This window comes from Promicromonospora sp. NPDC050262 (genome assembly GCF_040655935.1).
Lineage (GTDB): Bacteria > Actinomycetota > Actinomycetes > Actinomycetales > Cellulomonadaceae > Promicromonospora.
In genome coordinates, this window is sequence record NZ_JBFAKX010000001.1 from 121,681 (window position 1) to 141,237 (window position 19,557).

Sequence of the window (19,557 nt, forward strand, 5' to 3'; positions counted from 1 at the left end):
CCGTTCGCCGGTCCACCGCACGCCTAGGGTCGGGACCATGAAGAACGGTCTCAGCGTCCCCCAGGGCGCGGCGCTCACCCTCGGCGCCATGCTCGGCACCGGCGTCATCTCGCTCCCGGCCCTCGCCGCCGGCGTGGCCGGTCCGGCTTCGCTCGTGGCGTGGGCGGGTCTCGTGCTCCTGTCGATCCCGCTCGCCACGACGTTCGCCGCGCTCGGCGCCCGGCACCCCGACGGCGGCGGCGTGGCCACCTACGCCCGGCTCGCGTTCGGCGAGCGGGCGTCCACCATGGTCGGCTGGGCGTTCTACGCGACCATCCCGGTGGGCGCGCCCGCCGCGGCGGGCTTCGCGGGCGCCTACGTCGCGGACGCGACAGGCGGCGGGGCCGGCACCGCCCTGGCCACGACGGTCGCCATCATCGCGGTCTGCGCCGTCATGAACTGGTTCGACCTGCGCGTCTCCGGCACCGCGCAGCTCGTCATCGCGGGCTCGGTGGCGCTGCTGCTGGCCGTGGCCGTGGTGGTGGCGCTGCCGCACGCACAGCCGGGCAACCTCACGCCGTTCGCCCCGCACGGCTGGGGCGCGGTCGGCTCGGCGGCGGCGCTGCTGGTCTGGGCCTTCGCCGGCTGGGAGATCCTGGGCTCGCTGTCCGCCGAGTACTGCCATCCCTCCCGGGACATCCCGCGGGCCACGGCGATCGCCGTGGCGGCGGTCGGCGTGCTGTACCTCGGCGTCGCGTTCGCCACGGTCGCGGTGCTCGGGCCCACCCCGGGCCCGGCGCCGCTGTCCGACCTGCTGGTGCTCGGGTTCGGCGAGCACGCCCGGCCGGTCACCACGGTGGTGGCCGTGCTGCTGACCGTCGGCGCCATCAACGTCTACTTCGCGGGCGGCAGCCGGATGGGCGCGGCCCTCGCACGGGACGGCGCCCTGCCGGGCTGGCTCGCCGCCGAGCCGGGCCGCACGCCGCGCCGCTCCCTGGCCCTCATCACGGTGGTCGCGCTCGGTACGACGGCGGTGCTCGCCGCGACGCACCAGTCCACGGACGCGATCCTGCTCATGGCGACCGCGACGTTCTCCCTGCTCTACGTGGTGGGGACCGCGGCGGCGCTGCGGCTGCTGCCCCGCTGGGGCGCGGCCTGGTGGTGCGCGGCCGTGTCCCTGGTGGCCGCGCTCGGTCTGCTCGTGATGACCGGGGCGCACATGACCGGGCCCGTGGTCGCCGCCCTCGGCGGGCTCGCCTGGACGGTCTGGCGCCGTCGCCGGGCGCGGGCCACGGCGGCCGTCGCGGCCCCTGCCACGGCGGCCGCCACCACGCCCGTCGTGACACCCGTCGCGGCACCCGTCACGGCTCCAGCAGGCGACCCAGAGCCTGGATGCCTGGCCGGATCGAGCTCGTGACCGCGGCGCCGATGCCGAGCACGAGGCCGTCCCGGTGGGGTCCGGTCGCGAAGGAGGCCAGCGAGTCCAGGCCGATGGACCGCCGTCGGGCACGGGAGACCAGGGCGGTCGAGGTCAGCGGGGCGGCGTCGGAGAGGTAGGCCGCCACGTGCAGGCCCGCCGCCGCCGGGACGGGCTCGACCGGCAGCCCGGCCAGCGCGTCCAGCAGGATCTCGGTCCGCTCGGCGTAGACCGCGGACGCCTTGCGGACGTGCCGGGCGAGCAGGCCGTCGTCGATGAGGCGCGCGAGCGCACCCTGCACGTGCACGGCCCCGTGCCCGTCGGTGAGCTGGCGCGCGGCGAGCAGCGCCTCGCGCAGCGACGGCGGCGCCACCAGGTACCCCACGCGCAGACCCGGCAGCAGCGACTTCGAGAAGGTGCCCACGTAGACCACGCGGCCGTCCCGGTCCAGGGCCTGCAGGGACTCGAGCGGACGGCGCGCGCGACGGAACTCGCTGTCGTAGTCGTCCTCGATCACCGCCGCGTCGTGCCGCGCCGCGTGCGCCAGGAGGGCGCGCCGTCGCGCGAGCGACAGCGGCATGCCGAGCGGGAACTGGTGCGACGGCGTGGTGTAGATCAGGCGGGCGCGCGTCGGGATCTCGTCCACGACCAGGCCCTCGGCGTCGACCGGCACGGGCACCACCCGCGCCCCGTGGAGCGCGAACAGCTCCCGGGCCTCGGGATACCCCGGGTCCTCGACGGCGACGACGTCCCCCGGTTCGAGCAGCACGCGCGCCACCAGGTCGAGGGCCTGCTGGGCGCCCGTCGTCGCGATGACGTCGTCGGGCCCGGAGCTGACCCCGCGAGCCCCCGACACGTAGCGGGCCACGGCCGCACGGAACCGGGGCAGGCCCGCCGGGCCGCCGTAGGAGCCCGCCGCGACCCCGCCCGCGCGCGACTCGGCCGCCAGCAGCCGACGCCAGGTGTCGAACGGGAAGAGGCCCGCGTCCGGGATGCCCACGCGGAAGTCGTGGGCCGGTGGCGGCGCGTCGCCGCTGGCGGGCTGCACCGCCCACCGCCATCCCGCACGCGGCCGCAGCACGCCGGGGCTGCGCCGCCGGGCGGGCACCGCGTCGCGTGCGGCCGCCGTCGCGAACGTCCCGGCGCCGGTCCGCGTCTCCAGGAAGCCCTCCGCGATGAGCCGTTCGTACGCCGTGGCGACGCTGGCGCGCGAGACGCCGAGGTCCCGCGCGAGGTCGCGCGTCGAGGGCAGCCGCTCCCCCGCCGGCACGCGGCCCGTGGTGAGCGCGGCGTGCAGGGCGCGGTAGATCGCGTCGGTACGCCCGGTGCGGTTGCTGAGATCGACGGCGAGGTCCACCTGCCGATCATGGCGCATCGGGCGGGCCGGCTCGTCACAGTTCGGACTCAGCGAACAAATCACCCGGCCAACCAGGCGTTTTCGGGCTTTTCGCCCGGCCGTCGGACCTAGCATCCGGGCGTATGAGCACCGATAGCGCACCGGCGAAGGCCTCGGCCGAGGAACCGTCCGGCGCGACGTCCGAACAGCCCGACACGACCGACGAGACCGTCTCCGAGCTGCTGTCCGAGGCAGCGGCCCGGGCTGCCGTCCCGGGGGCGGCGCCCGCACGGGCCTCGTCCGGCGCAGCGCCCGGGACGTCATCCGCCGCGACGCCTGAGGGGACGCCCGGGGCGGACGAGCCGGGCGGCCCGACCGGAGCGCCCGACGAGCCCGCGCACGCGGGCGACCTGCCGCCGTCGGCCCGCCCGCTGACGGCCGCGCTGCTCAACCTGAGCGGCCTCGGGCTGGGCTACCTGCACCTGCGGGCGTGGATCCGCCTGGCCGTCGCCCTGGCGGCGACCGCGGGCCTCGCCTGGGTCGCGCTGCCGATCGGGCGCGAGCCGATCGCCGCCTGGTGGGCGGTGGGTTACGTGGGCGCGCTCGCGCTGCTCGCCCTGGACGCCGCGCTCCTCGCCCGACGGCGGGCTCGGCGCGCGACCCGGAAGCGGACGGTCTGGACGCCGAGGGCCGCCGGCCGGGTCGCGTGGGCGACGCTCGCCGTCGTGCCGCTGCTGAGCGTCGGGTACGTGGTGACCCAGCACGAGGTGCTGGAGGAGTACCTCGCCTACGACCTCGACCAGGCGGCGCAGAGCCTGGAGTCCGCGGGCTCGGTGTTCGGGCCGTTCCGGGACGAGTACGACGCCGCGTACGCGATGTACGTGCGGACGGCGGACGAGCACCCCAGCACGCGCGCCGCCGACCGGGTCCCCGGGCTCGTCGACGACCTGTACACGCAGGCCAAGGGCAAGGACGCGTGCAACGCGCTGACCGTGGTGCGGCACTTCGCCGAGCCGGGCACCCCCGGGCCGCTGCAAGGTGTCGCCGAGGCCGAGGTGCCCGACGCCCTGCACGACTGCGGGATCCGCTCCGCCGACCTCGGCCAGTTCCCCACCGCGAAGAAGTACCTCACCGAGCTCCTGGTCGACCACCCGGTCAGCGACCCGGCCGCCGCCCTGCCCGGCGACCTCGAGAAGTGGCGGGACGGGCTGCTCAAGGACCTGGCCGGCAAGGACGGCTGCGACGACACGGAGCACGTGACGGGGTCGACGGGTTTTCTCGCGGGGTTCGACTCGGGCAAGGTCAGCGCCCTGGCGGACGAGGCACGCACGAAGGTGCCGGCCGGGCTGCTGAAGTGCGGCGTGCAGCAGCTCGAACGGCGGCAGTACGCGGCGTCGGCCCAGAACATGGCCGGCCTGCTCGAGTCGTACCCGAGGGCCAAGGAGGCCGAGTACGCCGAGCGGGTCCAGATCGCCGCGGGCATCGCCCTGGTGGACCCCAAGGCGGGAGTCAAGGTGCCGGCCCGCGACGAGCCCGAGGGCACGATCACGCTGACCGTCTACAACTACAGCCCCGACGAGTTCGAGATGGTCTACACCGGACCCGCGACCGGCGTCGTCAAGATCGAGGCGTGCGACGACTGCGAGTACATCGCGGAGGGCGACGACCCCGAGTGCAGCGTCTACTCGCTGACGCACCCGAGCAAGACCGTCACCATCCCGAAGGGCGACTACATCACGGCCACCCGCTACGACGGCATCGTGCAGGGCTGGCTCGGCAACGAGGTCGACAAGGTGAGCTACACCGCCAGCGGCGGGCTCTGCACCTGGACCTACGAACACTGACCACCGACGACCGGGCCAACCGGTCCCGTGCCGCCGAATTGAGTTCCCCCGGCGGCACGGGACCGGTTGAATACGTTCCGACATGACTACGTACTACACGTCCGACCTGCACTTCGGACACCTGAACATCATCCGGTTCTGCGACCGCCCGTTCCCCGGCGTGGGAGCCATGGACGCCCGGCTCGTGCAGCTCTGGAACGAGACCGTCACCGACGACGACACCGTGTGGGTGCTGGGCGACGTCGCCCTCGGCGCCCTCGACGAGTCCCTCACCAACATCGGCAGGCTCGCGGGGCGCAAGATCCTCGTGCCCGGCAACCACGACCGCTGCTGGGAGGGCGACCGCTCCCTGCGCAAGGGCGAGCCCGAGGCGCGCGCGAGGCGTCGGGCGAAGGAACGAGAGCGCTACCTTGCCGCGGGCTTCGCCGAGATCCACGACCGGCCCGAGCCGGTCACGGCCGACGGCCATACCTTCGAGCTGTCCCACTTCCCCTTCGAGGGCGACTCGCACGGCGCGGACCGGTACGTCGAGTACCGGCTCGCGGACCGGGGCGGCTGGGTGGTGCACGGCCACGTGCACGACACCTGGCGGCAGCGTGGGCGGCAGATCAACGTCGGAGTCGACGCGTGGGGCGGGCGGCCGGTCGCGGCCGGGACGATCGCGGGTCTGATCGCGGACGGGCCGCGCGACCTGGAGCCACTGGCCTGGGCGTGACGGCCGGCCCGGGGCACGGCCGGTCCGGACATGACAAGAGCGCACGTTCGCAGGTGATGAACGTGCGCTCAGGCGTCAGGTGCGTGGCGTCGCAGGTTCGCGGCACACGCACTGCGTCAGCGGATACGCCAGGGCGTCGTCCGCGACGCGGGGGTCATGCGGATACGAGGGACTCCGCGTCGCGGTGCTCCCGGTCGAACTTGTACGACTCGATCTCCGCGGCGCTGAACATCAGGTCTGCACCGACCATGTGGTAGTCGATCTCACCGGCCTCGAGAAGGTCGATGACGTGCAGCTTCGAGACTCCCAGCAACCGCGCGGCTTCGAGCGTGGTGAGGTCCTCGTGCGGACGGTCGGCTTCGGCTTCCATTGTGATCTCGTTCACACCTCAAGTCTTGCGCGTTCCGGTGCCCCGAGTCCAGTCGAATCGGTGCGAGTTTCGATATTGGGCGGTGATTCTTTTTTCCGCCGAGCCGACACCCACGGAAACCGGCACCACACTCACACTCTGGACATATCGGTCATTCAAGTTTGTACACCACGGCACCCGCTCGAGGAATGTGGCCCGAGGCTCCCTAAAGGGGATTCCCGGTAACGAACTTCCACCCCGTGGCTAACGGTGAGCAAGTCGGACCAGCTGCACGTCACCACGTGAGGATCCCGTGGGCACTTTGTACCCGTCAGTAGCCCCGGCACCTCGCCAAATCCCCCGGCGAGCAACAAACACGCAGGTCAGGGAACTAGGTTTCCGGATCAACCCTGCTTGCACCTTCTGGACGCGGAGCATTCCTTCCGTTGAATTGTGTTACCGGGCTAGCACTTCTCGGACTGCACATGGCAGGATCCACACACCCCGCTCAGAACGGATCACGCCCAACAGACAGTGTTTTGTGAACAGGTCTGAAAGCTGTCTGTCTCAGACGAGGACATTGGTAGAAGAGCGGTCTGGAGCACCCCATGCCTGTCGAAGTGATCCTGCTCTCGGAGCACGAGTCTCACGTCCAAGCCGTGAACGAGACCGCGTACGAGGTCAACGTCAACCACTACCGGGATCGCGCGCAGGAGCGCTTCGTCGCCGCCGACGACTGGCTCCTGCCGATCCTGACCGCACTCAGCAACCGGCCGGGCGCACGCGCCCTCGACGTCGGTTGCGCGGTCGGGACCAACTCCCTCTACCTCGCCAAGCAGGGTTACGAGGTCACCGGCCTCGACTTCAGCCCGCGGATGATCAGTGCGGCGCGGGCAGCTTCCAGGGACACCGGGCTCGACAACCGACCCGTCTTCATCCGCCAGGACTTCTGCACCTGGGTACCCGAGGACCACCTGTACGAGCTCGTGCTGGCCACGGCGTTCGTCCACCTCTTCCCCGAGCCGCTGGACGGCTCGATCACCGAAGCGCTCCTCTCGCACGTCGCGCCTGGCGGGTCCGCGATCATCTCGACGACGGTGGAAGCGGATCACTCGCAGGGGCTCAGGTCCAAGCACGACGAAGTGGGCCCCGGCCCTGGGCAGCCGCTCAGCGACCTGCGCTGGCGGAACCACTACACCAGGAGGTCGTTCCGCAGCCTGATCGAACGAGTCTCCGTGAGCCGGCCAGGCACGACGTGGACCGTCGACGAGCACGTGTCACCGGATCCGGGACGCCCACAGAAGTCCTGGTCGGACATCGTGATGACCCGGACGACCTGACCCGGCCGGGACCATGCCGTCAGGCCCGGGACGGTTGGAGGCCGCGATAGAGCGCCGTCCGAAGCTCTATCGCGTACGGCTCGAGCGCGGGCATACCCAGCTCGACCGCAGTCGAGATCTCAGACTCGACGTCGTACGGCACACGGATGATCTGCATCCCGAACGGCGCCGGGCTCTGCTCACCGATCGCTCCTTCGAGCACGACGTAGCTCGGCACCGGCTCGTCCAGCGGGTTACCGACGCTCCCGACATTGAACAAGGTCCGGCCGCCGTCGATCTCGACGAACGCCTCGTGGATGTCGCCGTAGCCGACCACCGAAGGAGCCGGGCCGTCACCCGTCATGAGGGTGTTGGCGAACATTCCTTCGAACTCGTCTGCCGTGTGGTTCGCACGGACCCGCACATGTGGACTGGTCGCCGACGCGTGAAACAGCCGAATGCGCCGACCGCTGATCAGCACGTCATGGCTCAGCGGCAACGCACTCAGCCAGTCACGCTGGTCCTGGCGCAGCTCGTCACGCCACCAGACCATCTCGGGCGACGACTCTTCCCGCAGCACCGGAAGGTGGTCGTCCCAGTTGCCGCGGATGTTGACGGCACAGGCTTGTTCGCAACGATCCACGACCTCACTGCCCCGCGGACCCTTGCCGACGAGATCGCCCAGATTGATGATCAGCTCGACGCCGCGCTTCTCGATGTCGTCAAGTACCGCGTCGAGAGCGGTCAGGTTTCCGTGGACGTCGCTGATCAGGGCGACTCGTTCCAGAGACATCACTGGATCGTGCCACACCCACCCGTGAGGATCACCAAACAGCATCGAGGTGTCGCGCGGAGGTCACACGGGCCCCGCACTCGCGAGCTGATAGCCGAGCAGGCGGTCCAGCTCGCGCAGGACGTGCGTCACGTATGGCCGGTTACCCCGCGGACCGTCGAACCCTGATGCGACGAGACGTATCCATGCCGGCCGCCGGCGGAACACGTGGAACTCCATGTAGCCCTTCGGCTCGTCCGACCAGGGGTCCGCGATCGTCGCACTGTGCTGCACCCACGCTCGATAGGTGTGCAGATGCACCGCGCCCTCGGCGCCCTCTCGGCCGAGCCGTTCCTCCAGCGACCTGATCGTCAGGTAGGCCCTCTCCACGCGGTCCGCGAAGGCATGCTCGTCGTAGAAGTCGTCCATGAGCGCGCGTACCCGCCGTTGGGAACGCAACCAGTGCGGATCCACCATCACGAAGTCCACTCGCACCCCCCGGCGGGTTGCCTCGACGATGTGGTCGACGTCCTTCGTGACGGCGGTGAGCCCGACGCCGAAGCACACCACGCGCTCGCTCGCGGCGCTCCAGACGTCATGAACGTCCGCCTCGCGGCTGTAGTCGCCGCCCACCGCCTCGATGCCGCGCATCCGCCGCCTGTCCTCCTCGAGCCGGCGGGAAGACTCGACCAGCTCACGGTAGACCCACAGCGGTGCCACGATGATGACCACGGCAGTCATGCAGTAGACGATCACTTCTGCCGCAGGCTTGGGAACGACATCCGGCACGAAGGTCAGAGCAAGGTTGGACGCCACGCCCAGCGCCACCACGATCAGCCCACCCTGGGCCCATCGTCCGTGGCCCCTCACCGTCCGGGCTTCCGGTGCTGCATGTGGACCACCCCAGGCGTCTCTGCGAACCCGCACATCTCCCGGCGCCACACACCTCCCGGCGCTCAAGCCGCCAGGATAAGGCAATGAAAGAGCAAATTCTAGCCGTTTTCGGACATAGCACTCCGTTGCAGTCGTCGGAGCCGGCACCATGTCCTACGCCGCGACCAGCCCCCCGAGCTCCAGCGCCTCCGCCCGCACCCGCCGCGCCTCGTCGAACCGCTCCTGGTCGTGCAGCGCAAGCGCCAGCGTCCGCAGCGCCTCGGCGAGGCGCGGGCGGTACTTCGCGGCGTTCTCGGCCAGGAGCTCACGCAGCAGGGCGACGGCCTCGCGCACGAGCTCGACTGCCTCGTCGCCGAGGCGGAGGACGGCGAGGAGCGCGCCCAGGTTGCTCAGCGACTGGGCCAGCCGGGCGCGGTAGCGGTGTGGGTCGGCGTCGGCCAGGCCGCGCCACGTCCTGGTCGCCTCGTGCTCCGCGTCGAGCGCATCCTGCGACCGGTGCAGCCGGGAGTGGGTGACGCCCAGGGCGGACAGCGCCTCGGCCAGCTCGGGGACGTACCGCCGCGGGTCCTCGGCCGCGAGGCGCCGCAGCACCTCGACGGCCTCCTGCTGGAGCTCGCGCCCCTCCTCCCACCTGCCCGCGTCGGACAGCCGGGTGCCCAGCGCCTGGAGGGAGCGCACGAGGTCCGCCAGGTAGCACCCCGGGTTCTCCTGGGCGGTCCGCCGCCGGATCGCGACGGCGTCCACGAGGTGCTCCAGCGCCTCCTCGGTCCGCCCCTGCGCCGTCAGCACGTTCCCCAGCACCTCCAGCGCGTCGCCGAGGCCGGGCAGGTGCGAGTCCGGGTCGACCGCGGCCAGGCGGCGCCGGAGCCCCAGCGCCTCCTCGGCGGGGGCCAGCGCCTCCGCACCCCGGCCCAGCTCCAGCAGCCGGCGCGCCACGTCCGAGAGGGAGCTGGCCAGGGGCGCGGCGCACCGCTCGGGGCTCCGGCGGGCGACGGCACGCCACAGCGCGACCGCCTCGCGGCTCGGCCCGAGCGCGACCAGCGGCTGCCCCAGCTCGGCGCGGGTCGCCGCCGCGGCCGTCTCCGCCGCGGCCAGGTCGAACGCGACGGCGTCCGGGTGGTCCGCGGCGACCAGGCGGAGCAGGCACCCGGCCTCCTCCAGGCAGGGCAGCGCCTCGGCCGGGCGGCCCTGGGCCGCGCAGGTGGCGCCCAGGTGCGCGAGCACGGCCGCCAGCCGGGGACGGAACCGGTGCGGGTCGGCCTCCACCGGCCCGCGGAGCAGGCCCACCGCCTCCCGCTCGAAGGGTTCGGCGTCGGCGGCCCGGCCCACGTCGCCGAGCGCGACACCGGCGTCGGCCAGGGCCTCGGCGCGGCGGGCGACGTCGTCACGACCGGTGGCGGCGAGCGTGCGCAGCGTGATCTCGGCGCGCAGCTCGCCGAGCGTGAGCGACGGGCGCGGGAGCACGCCCGTGACGGTGCGGAGCGTGTCGGCGTCCTCGGGGAGCGCCGCGACGGCCGCGCCGAGCAGGTCGAGGGCGGCGTCCAGGTCCCCGGTGCGCCCGTCGAGCCGGTCCACGACCATCGCGGCCGTGCGCAGCGCCGCCCGGCGCACCACGGGGGTGCCGGCTCCGGCCAGGCCCGCGCCGAGCAGCGCGGGCACGTCCGTGAGCTCCGCCAGGAGGTGGGGGTCCACCAGGCGGGGCGGCAGCGCCCGGTGCGGGTCCAGGTCGAGCAGCCACCGGCCGACGTCGTGCTCCGCGCCGGGCCGCACGCCCGGCAGGACGGCGGCGACACGACCCACGAGGCGTCCCGCGGCGTCCGCCGTCCGCACGCCGGTGAGGGTGGCCGCGGCGACGAGGCCGTCCACGGCCTCGGGCAGCACGCCCGCCTCGCCCAGCAGCCCGGCCTCCTCGGCGGAGCGGTACCAGGTCCAGCGCTCGTGCTCCAACAGCTCGTCGAGAGCGTCCGAGACGTCCACGGGCAGCGTGTCCCGCGGCCCCCGCGCCTGCGCGCGCAGGACGGCGCACAGCGCGGCCGCCTGCAGGTCGAGCATCCGGGCGCCGCCCGGGACCGAGGCCACCGAGACCTGCGGGGCGGGCAGCCCGAGGGCGTCCGCGTACGGCTCGACGAAGGCCGCCACGACCCGCGCGTCCACCTGCCCGGGCAGCACCGCGGCCGGGAGGTCCTCCCGCGCCCGGCCGGCCTCCAGCAGCTCCCGGACCGCCAGGTCGGTCGCCGCGAGCCGGTCGAACCACGGGCCCGCGTCCCGTGCGACCAGCACGATGCGCAGGGCGCCGTTGCGGCCCCGGGCGGCGTGGGCCAGGAGGGCGGCCAGCGCCGGCCCGCGGGCGTCGGCGTCGTCGACCAGCAGCAGGGCCGGGGCGCCGTCGGGGACGGCGGCCAGGGCGCGTGGCTCGGCGCCGTCGGGCACGTTCAGGCAGGTCCAGCCGGCGCGGGCCATGTGCTGGGCGAGCTCGCGGGCGAGGCGGGTCTTGCCCACGCCACCCGGGCCGGTGACCAGCCGGACCCCCACGGGTTCGGGGCTGGTGCACCACACGACGAGCGAGGCGTGCTCGGCCCGCCGGCCGACGAACGGCACGACGTGTCGTTCCGGCGCGAGCAGCCGTCCGGGCGACATCGTGTGCGCGAGCGCCGTACGGCGACGTGACGACAACGTGGACACAGCGTCAGTGAACCCCAATCCCACCCGAAGCGGTTATCACACCGAAATGGGCGGGCACGGGGCATCTCATGGTGTGCGGCGCAGCCGCTCCTGCTCCTCGGCGAGGATGGTGCGCGACAGCGTGGCCTCGGACGACGCGGCGTCCGCCGGTGCGGCCACGTCGACGGCGGACGGGGAGGCGTCGGTGATCTCGGACTGCCGGGCGAACTCCTCGAACAGCGCCGACTTGGACCCGAGGATCTCCATCATCCGCTGGTCCACGGACTGCTCGACCAGGAGCCGGTGCACCTGGACGGTGCGGGTCTGGCCCATGCGGTGGGCGCGCGCCACGGCCTGCGCCTCGATGGTGGGCTTGACCTGCGGCTCGCAGAAGATGACGACGCTCGCGGCCTGCACGTTGAGCCCCACTCCCCCGGCGGTGATCTGGCTGACCAGCACCGACGGCCCGCCGGGCTTGGACAGCGCGTCCACCATGGTCTGCCGCTCGGGCACGGGCACCGACCCGGTCAGCGGCCCGACGGCGAGGTCGCCGAGCAGGTCCATGACCTGTTCCAGGACCGACAGGAAGTAGGAGAAGACGATGACGCGGCGGCCGGCCTCGACCGCCTCGGTGACGAGCTCGCGCAGGCGGACCAGCTTGGCCGAGTCGTCGGCCGCGGAGACGGCGAACGCGGCGCGGCGCATCTTCATGAAGTTCCCGGCGAGCACGGCGTCGCGGTAGGCGGCGCCGTCGACCGGACCGAACTGCTCCCACTCCTCGACCTGCACCATCTCGGGCAGCTCGGTGAGCACGTCCTCCTGGTTGCGGCGCAGGTAGGCGGGCGCGACGATCCGGCGGAACGCCTTCGCCCCGGACAGGCCGGCGTTGGGGTCGAGCTGGGCCGCCACCTCCGGCTGCAGGTAGCCCACCATGTTCTTGAACTCGGCGACCTTGTTCTCCATCGGGGTGCCGGACAGGAACAGGACGCGGTCGGAGCGGTCGGCCCACCGGCGCACCTCGCGGCCGCGCAGCGTCTCGGGGTTCTTCACGTAGTGCGCCTCGTCCACGACCATGAGCGCGGGCCGCAGGTCGTAGGGCAGGTCGAGGCGGCCGAGCACCTCGAAGGTCGTGACGCCGACGCCGCCGTCCGTGAGCCAGCCCTCTGCCGCCCGCTCCCGGTCGGAGCCGTGCAGCACCACGGCCCGCAGGTCGGAGTGCTGCTCCACCTCGCGCTTCCAGTTGGTCACCACGCTCGCCGGGCAGACCACCAGCACGTGCGTACCGCCGGTGGCCATCAGGTGCGCGGCCACCGCGATCGACTGCATGGTCTTGCCCAGCCCCATCTCGTCGCCGAGGATCGTGCGCCGCTGCACCAGCGCGTACCTCGCGCCGAACTGCTGGTAGCCGCGCAGGTTGGCCCGCAGCAGGGTCCGGTCCAGGGGCTGCGCCTCGACGCGCCGCACGACGTCGGCGGGCAGGCCGCCCTCCGCGGCCTCGTGGTCGTCGCCCAGGTCCACGACCTGGGACAGCAGCCCGTAGTACTCGGCGGACCGCGCCTCGAAGTCGGCCCACACCTCGCCGCCCTCCGGCGGCTGCCCGACGGCGGCGCGCACCGCTCGCGCGTCGTCGGTCAACCGCGCGGCGTCGACCTGCTCCGCGAGCGCCGAGACCGCCGCGAGGGCGGCGGCCTTCCGGTCGGCGGGCGCGACGAGCCGGCGCCAGACGCTGGTGGCGAGCCGCGCGGGTTCCAGGTGCGCGGGCACGACGTCGGCGACACGGCGCGCCTCGTCGAGGTGCCGGTGCCTCGCGTCGGTGGCCAGGCCGAACGCGTACAGGGACTGGACGAGCACGGTGGCGTACGGGTCGTCAGGGTCGACGTCGATGCGGAAGCGCAGGTCGGCGTCGACCTCGTCGGCGAGCTCGCGGGCGGCGGACGTGGCGAGCTTCGCGGTGCCGGCGCCGATGCCGGCCTCGACGAGCCGGTCGGTCCCCGCGACGAGCACCTGGGTGACGTGCTTGAAGCCGGCCTTCTCCAGGACGGCGACGCGCAGCTTCTTGCGCCGCTCCTCCAGCGCCGTGACGGGCACGGTGCGCAGGTCGGCGTGGACGCGCACCTCACGGGTCGCGGTGTACGCGTCGCGCACCCGCTCGCGCAGGCCGAGGTCGGCGGTGGTGAGCAGCCGGGCGTCGTCGAGCAGGGACCCGGCCTGCTCCAGGACGCGACGGGCGGCGCGCGCCTTCCACGGCCGCGACGGGCCGGCGGCGAGGGCTGGTGCTGGGCTGGGGAGGGTCGTCTGCTCGGTCATGGCGCTGCGAGCGTACCCGGATGGTCTGACATGCCCCATTTACGACGAGGGCTATGTTGGGGGCATGACCCACGAGCAGAGCAAGTTCGGCGGGACGCCCGTCACGACGGTCGAGGAGCTCCGCGAGATCATCCCGCCGCCGCTGGGCGCCGCGGCGGGCAAGGTCCGCCCGGCCCTGCACGAGCTCGACCGGCAGTGGCTCCAGGCCGCGCCGCTGTGCCTGGTCGCGACGTCGGACGCCGCGGGCAACCTCGACGTCTCCCCCAAGGGCGACCCGGCCGGGTCGCTGGTGCAGGTCCTGGACGACCACACGATCGCGATCCCCGAGCGCCCCGGCAACCGGCGCACCGACGGCTTCCTGAACGTGCTGGCCAACCCGCACGTGGGCCTGATCTTCGTGATCCCCGGCCGCGGGGACACGCTGCGCGTGAACGGCCGGGCCCGCCTCGTGCGCGACGCGCCCTACCTCGCCGGGCTCCAGGTGCGCCGCAACGTGCCGGTGCTCGCGCTGGAGGTGGACATCGACGAGGTGTTCCACCACTGCTCCAAGGCGTTCCTCCGCTCGAGGACCTGGGACCCCGAGACGTGGGGGCAGGAGTCCGTGCCGCGGCGCGCGGTCATCTCGCGGACCCTGGAGCGCAAGGACGCCAGCATCGAGGAGCTCGACGCGTACTACGGCCCGAGCTACGCCGAGACCATCTACGGCTGAGTGCCCGGGCCGGGGTGAACTTCGCGGCTCTGGTTGGCAGCCCCCGGGCACGGAGAGACGATGCGAACATGTCCGCACCTCCTCCGGAACAGCCCGCTCCCGGCCCCACCCCGCAGCAGCACGCGCCAGGCGGGGGCCAGCCGTACCCCCCGCCACGACCGCGGAGGACCGGCCCCAAGGTGCTCACGTTCGGTGCGATCGCCGTCCTGCTGGTGGGCATGATCGTGGCCGTCGTGGGGTTCGCGGGGGCGGCCCGGGGCATCGTCGAGCTGGTGCCCACGGACCTGGTCACCAGCGAGGGTACGGCCGGCAGCGACGCGCTCGCCCTGGGGCCGTCCACCACGCCCCTGCCCTTCGACGTCCAGGAGCGGGGCGCCTACCTGGTCCTCGAGGTCTCACGGGACTCGTCGGCCAGTCTGCCCACCTCGGCGGTGGGCGCCGAGGGACCGAGCGGCCCGGTGCGCATCAGCCGGCCGGACCAGTCCGGCTCCCTGGAGGTCAACGGCTGGACGGTGCACCCCGTCGGGGTGCTGGTCCCCGACGAGGAGGGCACGCACGCCATCGTCGTCGACCCGCAGGTGGCGACCGACGACGTGAGCATCGCCGTGAGCGGTCCGTTCAACGCGGACAGCGTCGCCGGGATCGGTGGCAGCGGACTCGTCCTCCTGATCGGCCTCCTGATCGGCGGGCTGGGCTTCCTGCTGCTGATCGGCGGCATCATCTGGTGGGCGCTCGCCAAGAAGTAGGTCAGCGCCGGCTCGTCCTACCCCTGCTCGTCGATCCCGAGCATCGCGCGGACGGCGGCCACACCCGCGAGCGTGACGTCGGGCCGGTGCAGGTCCGGTCGGGCCGCCCACATCTCGCGGGTCATCCGGTAGCGGTTCTCCGTGGCCGGCGAGCCCTGCCGGTCCACCAGCGCGACGCCGTTCGGCGCGTAGCCGAGCGACCGGGTCACGCCGTTGGACTCCGGGTTGTCGTCGAACGCCTCGGTCGTGGCGACGGCGGCGCCGAACCCCTCGAAGAGCAGATGCAGAGCCATCAGCCGCATGCGCTTGCCGATGCCCTGGCCGTGGTGGGCCAGGCCGAGCCACGAGCCGGTACCGGCGGAGCGGGTCGCGGCGAACGCCCTGGCGCCCACGCCCTGCACGCCGACGGGCTCGCCGTCGCGGAACACCCCGAGCTCGAACCCCCAGGCCTCGGGGGACACCTTGCCGCGCGACGCCCAGTGGAACTGCAGGAAGCCGCGGCGCACCTCGTCCGGCTCGCCGAGGTTCCACGGGACGAGGAACGGGCTCCGCTCCGGCGGATGGACACCCGCCACGGCGACGTCGGCCAGGCGGACGAGCTCGGCGTCGTCGGGCAGACGCAGCTCGAGGTCGCCGCTGGTGACCCGGAGCCCGAACGGCGGAAAGGCGGTGGCGAGATCCATCGCCCGACCGTTCCAGGTCCCGCCGGGCGCGGGCAACCTGAAATCGGGACACGATCCCGGCCGCGAGGGCACCGACCGCGTACCAGTGGGGCCGACGGGGCATCGCGGCCCTCGGCGTGTCGGGGTGAGCAGCGACGACTTGCCGGGCGTCGACGGCGTGTCGTGGGGCGGGGCAAGCCGCACCCGGACGAGGGGTGTCGGCTGGGATGAACCTCGGCCGCCGGAGCCCCGAGGAATCCACCTCAGCCGAACTATCCACCTGGGCCGGAATCCTCGGTGCCGAGACGAACGTAGTTCAGCCGGCCCGACACCCCTCACGCGGGTGTGCGTTACCCCTGAGCGCTCTCGCGCGGCCTCCGATTCGGGAGCCCCTGTGGACAGGCTCCGGGAGCGCCCGCAGCCGGGCAGGCTGGTCGCATGGCACGCACCAACTACGACCCGCTCGACCGCGACCCGCTCTTCGACGGCACCCTCGACCCCGACCTCGACGACGACGTCGACGCCCCCGTCGTCGCCCCGCGACCCGCTCCGACCCTGTACCTCGACGGCCTGGCGCTGGTGTGCGCGGCGGCCGTCCGGTTCGAGGCCGCACGGCGGGGCCTCAGCCAGCGCCAGATCGCCGCCGAGGTCGGGCTGTCGCGAGCCGCCGTCTCCGAGCGGTTCCGGGGCCGGACCGCCTGGACGCTGGACCAGGTCGGCGTGCTGGCACAGCTCTTCGGCTGCGACGTCACCGTGCTGGTCACCGAGCCGCGCAAGCCGGTGCGGGAGCTGGCCGGGAACTACCGCTGAGCCCCGCTCACCGCAGCGTGGCGTCCGCCGCGTGCAGGGCCACCGCGCCGAGGTCGCCGTCGGCCTGGGCCGCCCAGGCGTGCTGGCGGGACGCGCCGTTGCCCCCGGCCCAGAGCCCGCCGAGCAGCTCGGTCACGGTGTCGAGGTCCCCGAGGTCCGTCAGGGCGTCGCGGACGTGGTCCACGAGCGCGCCCACGACGTCGTGCGCCGGGGCCGGCCGCCAGGTCCGCGGGTCCACGAGGTCGCCGGACAGCCCGGAGCGGCCCGCCCGCCACAGCGCGGTGCGCAGCACCTCGACGGGAGCCTCGGGCGGCGGCGCGTCCGCCGCCCGCGCCGCCGTCTCCACGAGGCCCCGGGCCAGGGCGGCCAGCAGCGTCGCCGTGTCGGCGGAGAGGCAGACGTCGGCGACCCGGATCTCGACGGTCGGGTACCGCGCCGACAGGCGGGCGTCGAAGTAGACCATCCCCTCGTCGAGGATCGTGCCCGTCGCGACGAGGCCTGCGACGGCGGCGTGGTACGCCTCCGGCGACCCGAAGATCCGGGTCGGGCCCGCCGTGGGCCAGCGCGACCAGACCTGCGAGCGGAAGCTCGCGTACCCGGAGTCGTCGCCCATCCAGAACGGTGAGTTCGCCGACAGCGCCAGCAGCGGCGCGAGCCACGGGCCGATGCGGTCGAGCACGGCGACGCCCTCGGCGTCGTCGGCCACGGAGACGTGCACGTGACAGCCGCTGGTGAGCTGTTCGCGGGCGGTCAGGCCGAACTCGGCGCGCGCCTGGAGGTAGCGGAGCTTCCCGACCGTGGTCCCGGCGAAGGCCAGGGGCGACGTGCCGAGGGCCGCGATGCGCGCGTCGTGCCGCTCGGCGGCCGCCTGGGCACCGGCACGGCCCTCGCGGATCGCCACGGCGACGTCCTCCAGCGTCGAGCGCGGCGGCGTGGCCGTCTCGATCTGCTCCTCCATGAACTCGTGCTCCAGCGGGCCGTCGTCCGGCTCCGCCGACCCGAGCACGTCCTGGGCGCGCGCGATCGGCGCCCCGTCGTGCCCGACGAGCATGAGCTCTTCCTCGACCCCGACGGTCCGCCTGGTGACCGTCACAGCAGCGCGAGCGCCGCGAGGGCGTCCCGCGTGGCGTCGGCCGCCGTCATGCGCTGCGCCCGGACGATGTGGTCGCGGCTCGCGTGGTCGAGGAACTGGACCGGGAGGCCCATGTGCACCTGCGGTGTGCCGATGCCCTGCTCCCCCGCGCGCTGCGCCAGCATGTCGCCCACGCCGCCGTCGACCACGCCGTCCTCGACCGTGACCACGAGGTCGTGCTCGCCGCAGAGCTTGACCAGGTTCTCCGGGACCGGCAGCACCCACGTCGGGGAGGCCACCGTGGCCTCGACGCCGTGCGCCGCGAGCGCCGCGCCGGTCTCCATGGCGCAGGCCGCCATGGAGCCCACGCCGACCACGAGCACCTTGCGGGTCACCGGGGCCTGCGTGCGGTTCGCGTCCGGGGAGAACCGGCCCACGACGTCCACGCCGTCGAGCTCCTCGACCGCGGGGATGTCCTCGCCGACCGCGCCCTTCGGGTAGCGGACCACGGTGGGCGCGTCGTCGACGTCGACGGCGGCGCGGAGGGCGGCGCGCAGCGTCCTCTCGTCGCGCGGGGCGGCCAGGCGCAGGCCGGGCACGATGCGCAGCATGGCCATGTCCCACATGCCGTTGTGGCTGGCGCCGTCGTCGCCGGTGATGCCGGCGCGGTCCAGGACGAAGGTGACGCCCGCCTTGTGCAGGGCGACGTCCATCAGGACCTGGTCGAACGCGCGGTTCAGGAACGTGGCGTAGACGGCGACGACGGGGTGCAGGCCGGCGAAGGCCATGCCCGCGGCCGACGTCGCGGCGTGCTGCTCGGCGATGCCGACGTCGAAGGTGCGCTCCGGGAACTGCTCCTGGAACGGGGCGAGCCCCACGGGGTGCAGCATGGCGGCGGTGATCGCGACGACGTCGGACCGGCGGCGGCCGATCTTGACGATCTCGTCGGCGAAGACCTTGGTCCAGCCGAACCGGCTGGCGGCGACGGGCAGCCCGGTCTCGGGGTGGATGACGCCGACGGCGTGGAACCGGTCGGCGATGTCGTCCTCGGCGGGCTTGTAGCCGCGGCCCTTCTCGGTGATCGCGTGCACGATCACGGGGCGGCCGTACGCCTTGGCGCGGCCCAGCGCGCGCTCGAGCGCCTCGGTGTCGTGGCCGTCGACGGGCCCGATGTACTTGATGCCCAGGTCCTCGAACAGGCCCTGCGGCGCGACGACGTCCTTGAGGCCCTTCTTCAGGCCGTGCAGCCAGCGCCACGCGAAGCGTCCGGGCGGGCCGGAACGGTGCAGGGCGCGGGTGCCCCAGCTGAGGAAGGCCTCGTACCCGCGCGTGGTGCGCAGCGTGTCGAGGTGGTTGGCGAGCCCGCCGATGGTCGGCGAGTAGGACCGGCCGTTGTCGTTGACGACGACGACGAGCTTGCGGTCCCGGCTCTCGGCGATGTTGTTCAGTGCCTCCCAGGCCATGCCGCCCGTGAGGGCGCCGTCGCCGATGACGGCCACGACGTGGTCGTCCTTGCCGCGCACCTGGTTGGCCTTGGCGATGCCGTCGGCCCAGGACAGGGCGGTGGAGGCGTGGGAGTTCTCCACGACGTCGTGCTCGGACTCCGCGCGGCTCGGGTAGCCGGACATGCCGCCGCGCTTGCGCAGGTCGGAGAAGTCGTGGCGGCCCGTCAGGAGCTTGTGCACGTAGGACTGGTGGCCCGTGTCGAACACGAGGGTGTCGCGCGGCGAGTCGAAGACCCGGTGCAGGGCGATGGTCAGCTCGACGACACCGAGGTTGGGGCCGAGGTGCCCGCCGGTGCGCGAGACGCTGTCCACCAGGAACCGGCGGATCTCCTCGGCCAGCTCCGGCATCTGCCCGGGCGTCATCGCCCGGACGTCCTCAGGCGAACGGATGTCGCTCAGCAAGCCCATGCGCGTCCTTTCGTCGTGCCCGGTGAGGGGCGAATCGGGGCCCTACTCTAAG

16 protein-coding genes are annotated in these 19,557 nt (G+C 73.3%); 7 read left to right on the top strand and 9 right to left on the bottom strand.

From position 1 onward, the window contains the following. Positions 1–37 precede the first annotated feature (37 nt). Entirely contained in the window at positions 38–1,396 is a 1,359-nt protein-coding gene (locus tag AB0I29_RS00600; RefSeq protein WP_357476751.1) for an amino acid permease, read from the top strand. On the opposite strand, the gene AB0I29_RS00605 is transcribed toward AB0I29_RS00600, so the two are convergent. After that, a complete protein-coding gene (locus AB0I29_RS00605) occupies positions 1,341–2,753 on the bottom strand; it encodes a PLP-dependent aminotransferase family protein (RefSeq protein ID WP_357476754.1) in 1,413 nt (470 codons plus the stop codon). The genes AB0I29_RS00600 and AB0I29_RS00605 overlap by 56 nt on opposite strands. 122 nt (positions 2,754–2,875) lie before the next feature. Between AB0I29_RS00605 and AB0I29_RS00610 the strand changes: the two genes are divergently transcribed. Beyond that, entirely contained in the window at positions 2,876–4,576 is a 1,701-nt protein-coding gene (locus tag AB0I29_RS00610) for a hypothetical protein (protein ID WP_357476757.1), read from the top strand. An 82-nt stretch (positions 4,577–4,658) separates the two neighbouring features. Next, complete coding sequence (locus AB0I29_RS00615) at positions 4,659–5,291, top strand: metallophosphoesterase (RefSeq protein WP_357476760.1); 633 nt, start codon at positions 4,659–4,661, stop codon at positions 5,289–5,291. Between the two features lie 154 nt (positions 5,292–5,445). Here AB0I29_RS00615 and AB0I29_RS00620 read toward each other — a convergent pair whose 3' ends face one another. After that, positions 5,446–5,661 (bottom strand): helix-turn-helix domain-containing protein, encoded by a 216-nt coding sequence (locus tag AB0I29_RS00620; RefSeq protein WP_357476763.1) that lies wholly within the window; start codon positions 5,659–5,661, stop codon positions 5,446–5,448. 587 nt (positions 5,662–6,248) lie between these two features. Between AB0I29_RS00620 and AB0I29_RS00625 the strand changes: the two genes are divergently transcribed. Continuing rightward, positions 6,249–6,980, top strand: a complete 732-nt coding sequence (locus AB0I29_RS00625; protein WP_357476766.1) for a class I SAM-dependent methyltransferase — start codon at positions 6,249–6,251, stop codon at positions 6,978–6,980. A gap of 19 nt (positions 6,981–6,999) precedes the next feature. On the opposite strand, the gene AB0I29_RS00630 is transcribed toward AB0I29_RS00625, so the two are convergent. From AB0I29_RS00630 to AB0I29_RS00645, 4 genes are all read right to left on the bottom strand, one after another. Then, entirely contained in the window at positions 7,000–7,752 is a 753-nt protein-coding gene (locus tag AB0I29_RS00630) for a metallophosphoesterase family protein (protein ID WP_357476769.1), read from the bottom strand. A 63-nt stretch (positions 7,753–7,815) separates the two neighbouring features. After that, positions 7,816–8,562 (bottom strand): hypothetical protein, encoded by a 747-nt coding sequence (locus AB0I29_RS00635; RefSeq protein WP_357476772.1) that lies wholly within the window; start codon positions 8,560–8,562, stop codon positions 7,816–7,818. A gap of 216 nt (positions 8,563–8,778) precedes the next feature. Continuing rightward, complete coding sequence (locus AB0I29_RS00640; protein WP_357476775.1) at positions 8,779–11,307, bottom strand: tetratricopeptide repeat protein; 2,529 nt, start codon at positions 11,305–11,307, stop codon at positions 8,779–8,781. 66 nt (positions 11,308–11,373) lie between these two features. Next, a complete protein-coding gene (locus tag AB0I29_RS00645) occupies positions 11,374–13,593 on the bottom strand; it encodes a DEAD/DEAH box helicase (RefSeq protein ID WP_357476778.1) in 2,220 nt (739 codons plus the stop codon). 64 nt (positions 13,594–13,657) lie between these two features. On the opposite strand from AB0I29_RS00645, the gene AB0I29_RS00650 reads away from it, so the two are divergent. Further along, positions 13,658–14,302 (top strand): MSMEG_1061 family FMN-dependent PPOX-type flavoprotein, encoded by a 645-nt coding sequence (locus AB0I29_RS00650; RefSeq protein WP_285103628.1) that lies wholly within the window; start codon positions 13,658–13,660, stop codon positions 14,300–14,302. 68 nt (positions 14,303–14,370) lie between these two features. Continuing rightward, positions 14,371–15,048, top strand: coding sequence for a hypothetical protein (locus tag AB0I29_RS00655; RefSeq protein WP_357476782.1), 678 nt, complete (start codon positions 14,371–14,373; stop codon positions 15,046–15,048). 17 nt (positions 15,049–15,065) lie between these two features. On the opposite strand, the gene AB0I29_RS00660 is transcribed toward AB0I29_RS00655, so the two are convergent. Continuing rightward, on the bottom strand, positions 15,066–15,731 hold the full coding sequence (locus AB0I29_RS00660; protein ID WP_357476785.1) for a GNAT family protein: 666 nt from the start codon (positions 15,729–15,731) through the stop codon (positions 15,066–15,068). A gap of 417 nt (positions 15,732–16,148) precedes the next feature. On the opposite strand from AB0I29_RS00660, the gene AB0I29_RS00665 reads away from it, so the two are divergent. Beyond that, a complete protein-coding gene (locus AB0I29_RS00665) occupies positions 16,149–16,520 on the top strand; it encodes a helix-turn-helix transcriptional regulator (protein ID WP_357476787.1) in 372 nt (123 codons plus the stop codon). 7 nt (positions 16,521–16,527) lie between these two features. Here the strand turns inward: AB0I29_RS00665 and AB0I29_RS00670 are convergent, their stop codons facing one another. Together AB0I29_RS00670 and dxs are read right to left on the bottom strand one after the other, a co-directional pair. Further along, positions 16,528–17,613 carry a glutamate--cysteine ligase gene (locus AB0I29_RS00670; protein WP_285103624.1) on the bottom strand — a complete coding sequence of 362 codons (1,086 nt, stop codon included), beginning with the start codon at positions 17,611–17,613 and terminating at the stop codon, positions 16,528–16,530. Next, positions 17,610–19,505, bottom strand: coding sequence for a 1-deoxy-D-xylulose-5-phosphate synthase (gene dxs / locus AB0I29_RS00675; RefSeq protein ID WP_357476790.1), 1,896 nt, complete (start codon positions 19,503–19,505; stop codon positions 17,610–17,612). Before dxs ends, AB0I29_RS00670 begins: the two co-directional genes overlap by 4 nt. Between the last annotated feature and the right edge of the window lie 52 nt (positions 19,506–19,557).

Excerpts from the sequence above, each read along its gene's own strand:
- AB0I29_RS00600 (WP_357476751.1), top strand. The coding sequence starts at position 38 with ATGAAGAACGGTCTCAGCGTCCCCCAGGGCGCGGCGCTCACCCTCGGC.
- AB0I29_RS00610 (WP_357476757.1), top strand. The coding sequence starts at position 2,876 with ATGAGCACCGATAGCGCACCGGCGAAGGCCTCGGCCGAGGAACCGTCC.
- AB0I29_RS00615 (WP_357476760.1), top strand. The coding sequence starts at position 4,659 with ATGACTACGTACTACACGTCCGACCTGCACTTCGGACACCTGAACATC.
- AB0I29_RS00620 (WP_357476763.1), bottom strand. The coding sequence starts at position 5,661 with ATGGAAGCCGAAGCCGACCGTCCGCACGAGGACCTCACCACGCTCGAA.
- AB0I29_RS00625 (WP_357476766.1), top strand. The coding sequence starts at position 6,249 with ATGCCTGTCGAAGTGATCCTGCTCTCGGAGCACGAGTCTCACGTCCAA.
- AB0I29_RS00630 (WP_357476769.1), bottom strand. The coding sequence starts at position 7,752 with ATGTCTCTGGAACGAGTCGCCCTGATCAGCGACGTCCACGGAAACCTG.
- AB0I29_RS00645 (WP_357476778.1), bottom strand. The coding sequence starts at position 13,593 with ATGACCGAGCAGACGACCCTCCCCAGCCCAGCACCAGCCCTCGCCGCC.
- AB0I29_RS00650 (WP_285103628.1), top strand. The coding sequence starts at position 13,658 with ATGACCCACGAGCAGAGCAAGTTCGGCGGGACGCCCGTCACGACGGTC.
- AB0I29_RS00655 (WP_357476782.1), top strand. The coding sequence starts at position 14,371 with ATGTCCGCACCTCCTCCGGAACAGCCCGCTCCCGGCCCCACCCCGCAG.
- AB0I29_RS00660 (WP_357476785.1), bottom strand. The coding sequence starts at position 15,731 with ATGGATCTCGCCACCGCCTTTCCGCCGTTCGGGCTCCGGGTCACCAGC.
- AB0I29_RS00665 (WP_357476787.1), top strand. The coding sequence starts at position 16,149 with ATGGCACGCACCAACTACGACCCGCTCGACCGCGACCCGCTCTTCGAC.
- dxs (WP_357476790.1), bottom strand. The coding sequence starts at position 19,505 with ATGGGCTTGCTGAGCGACATCCGTTCGCCTGAGGACGTCCGGGCGATG.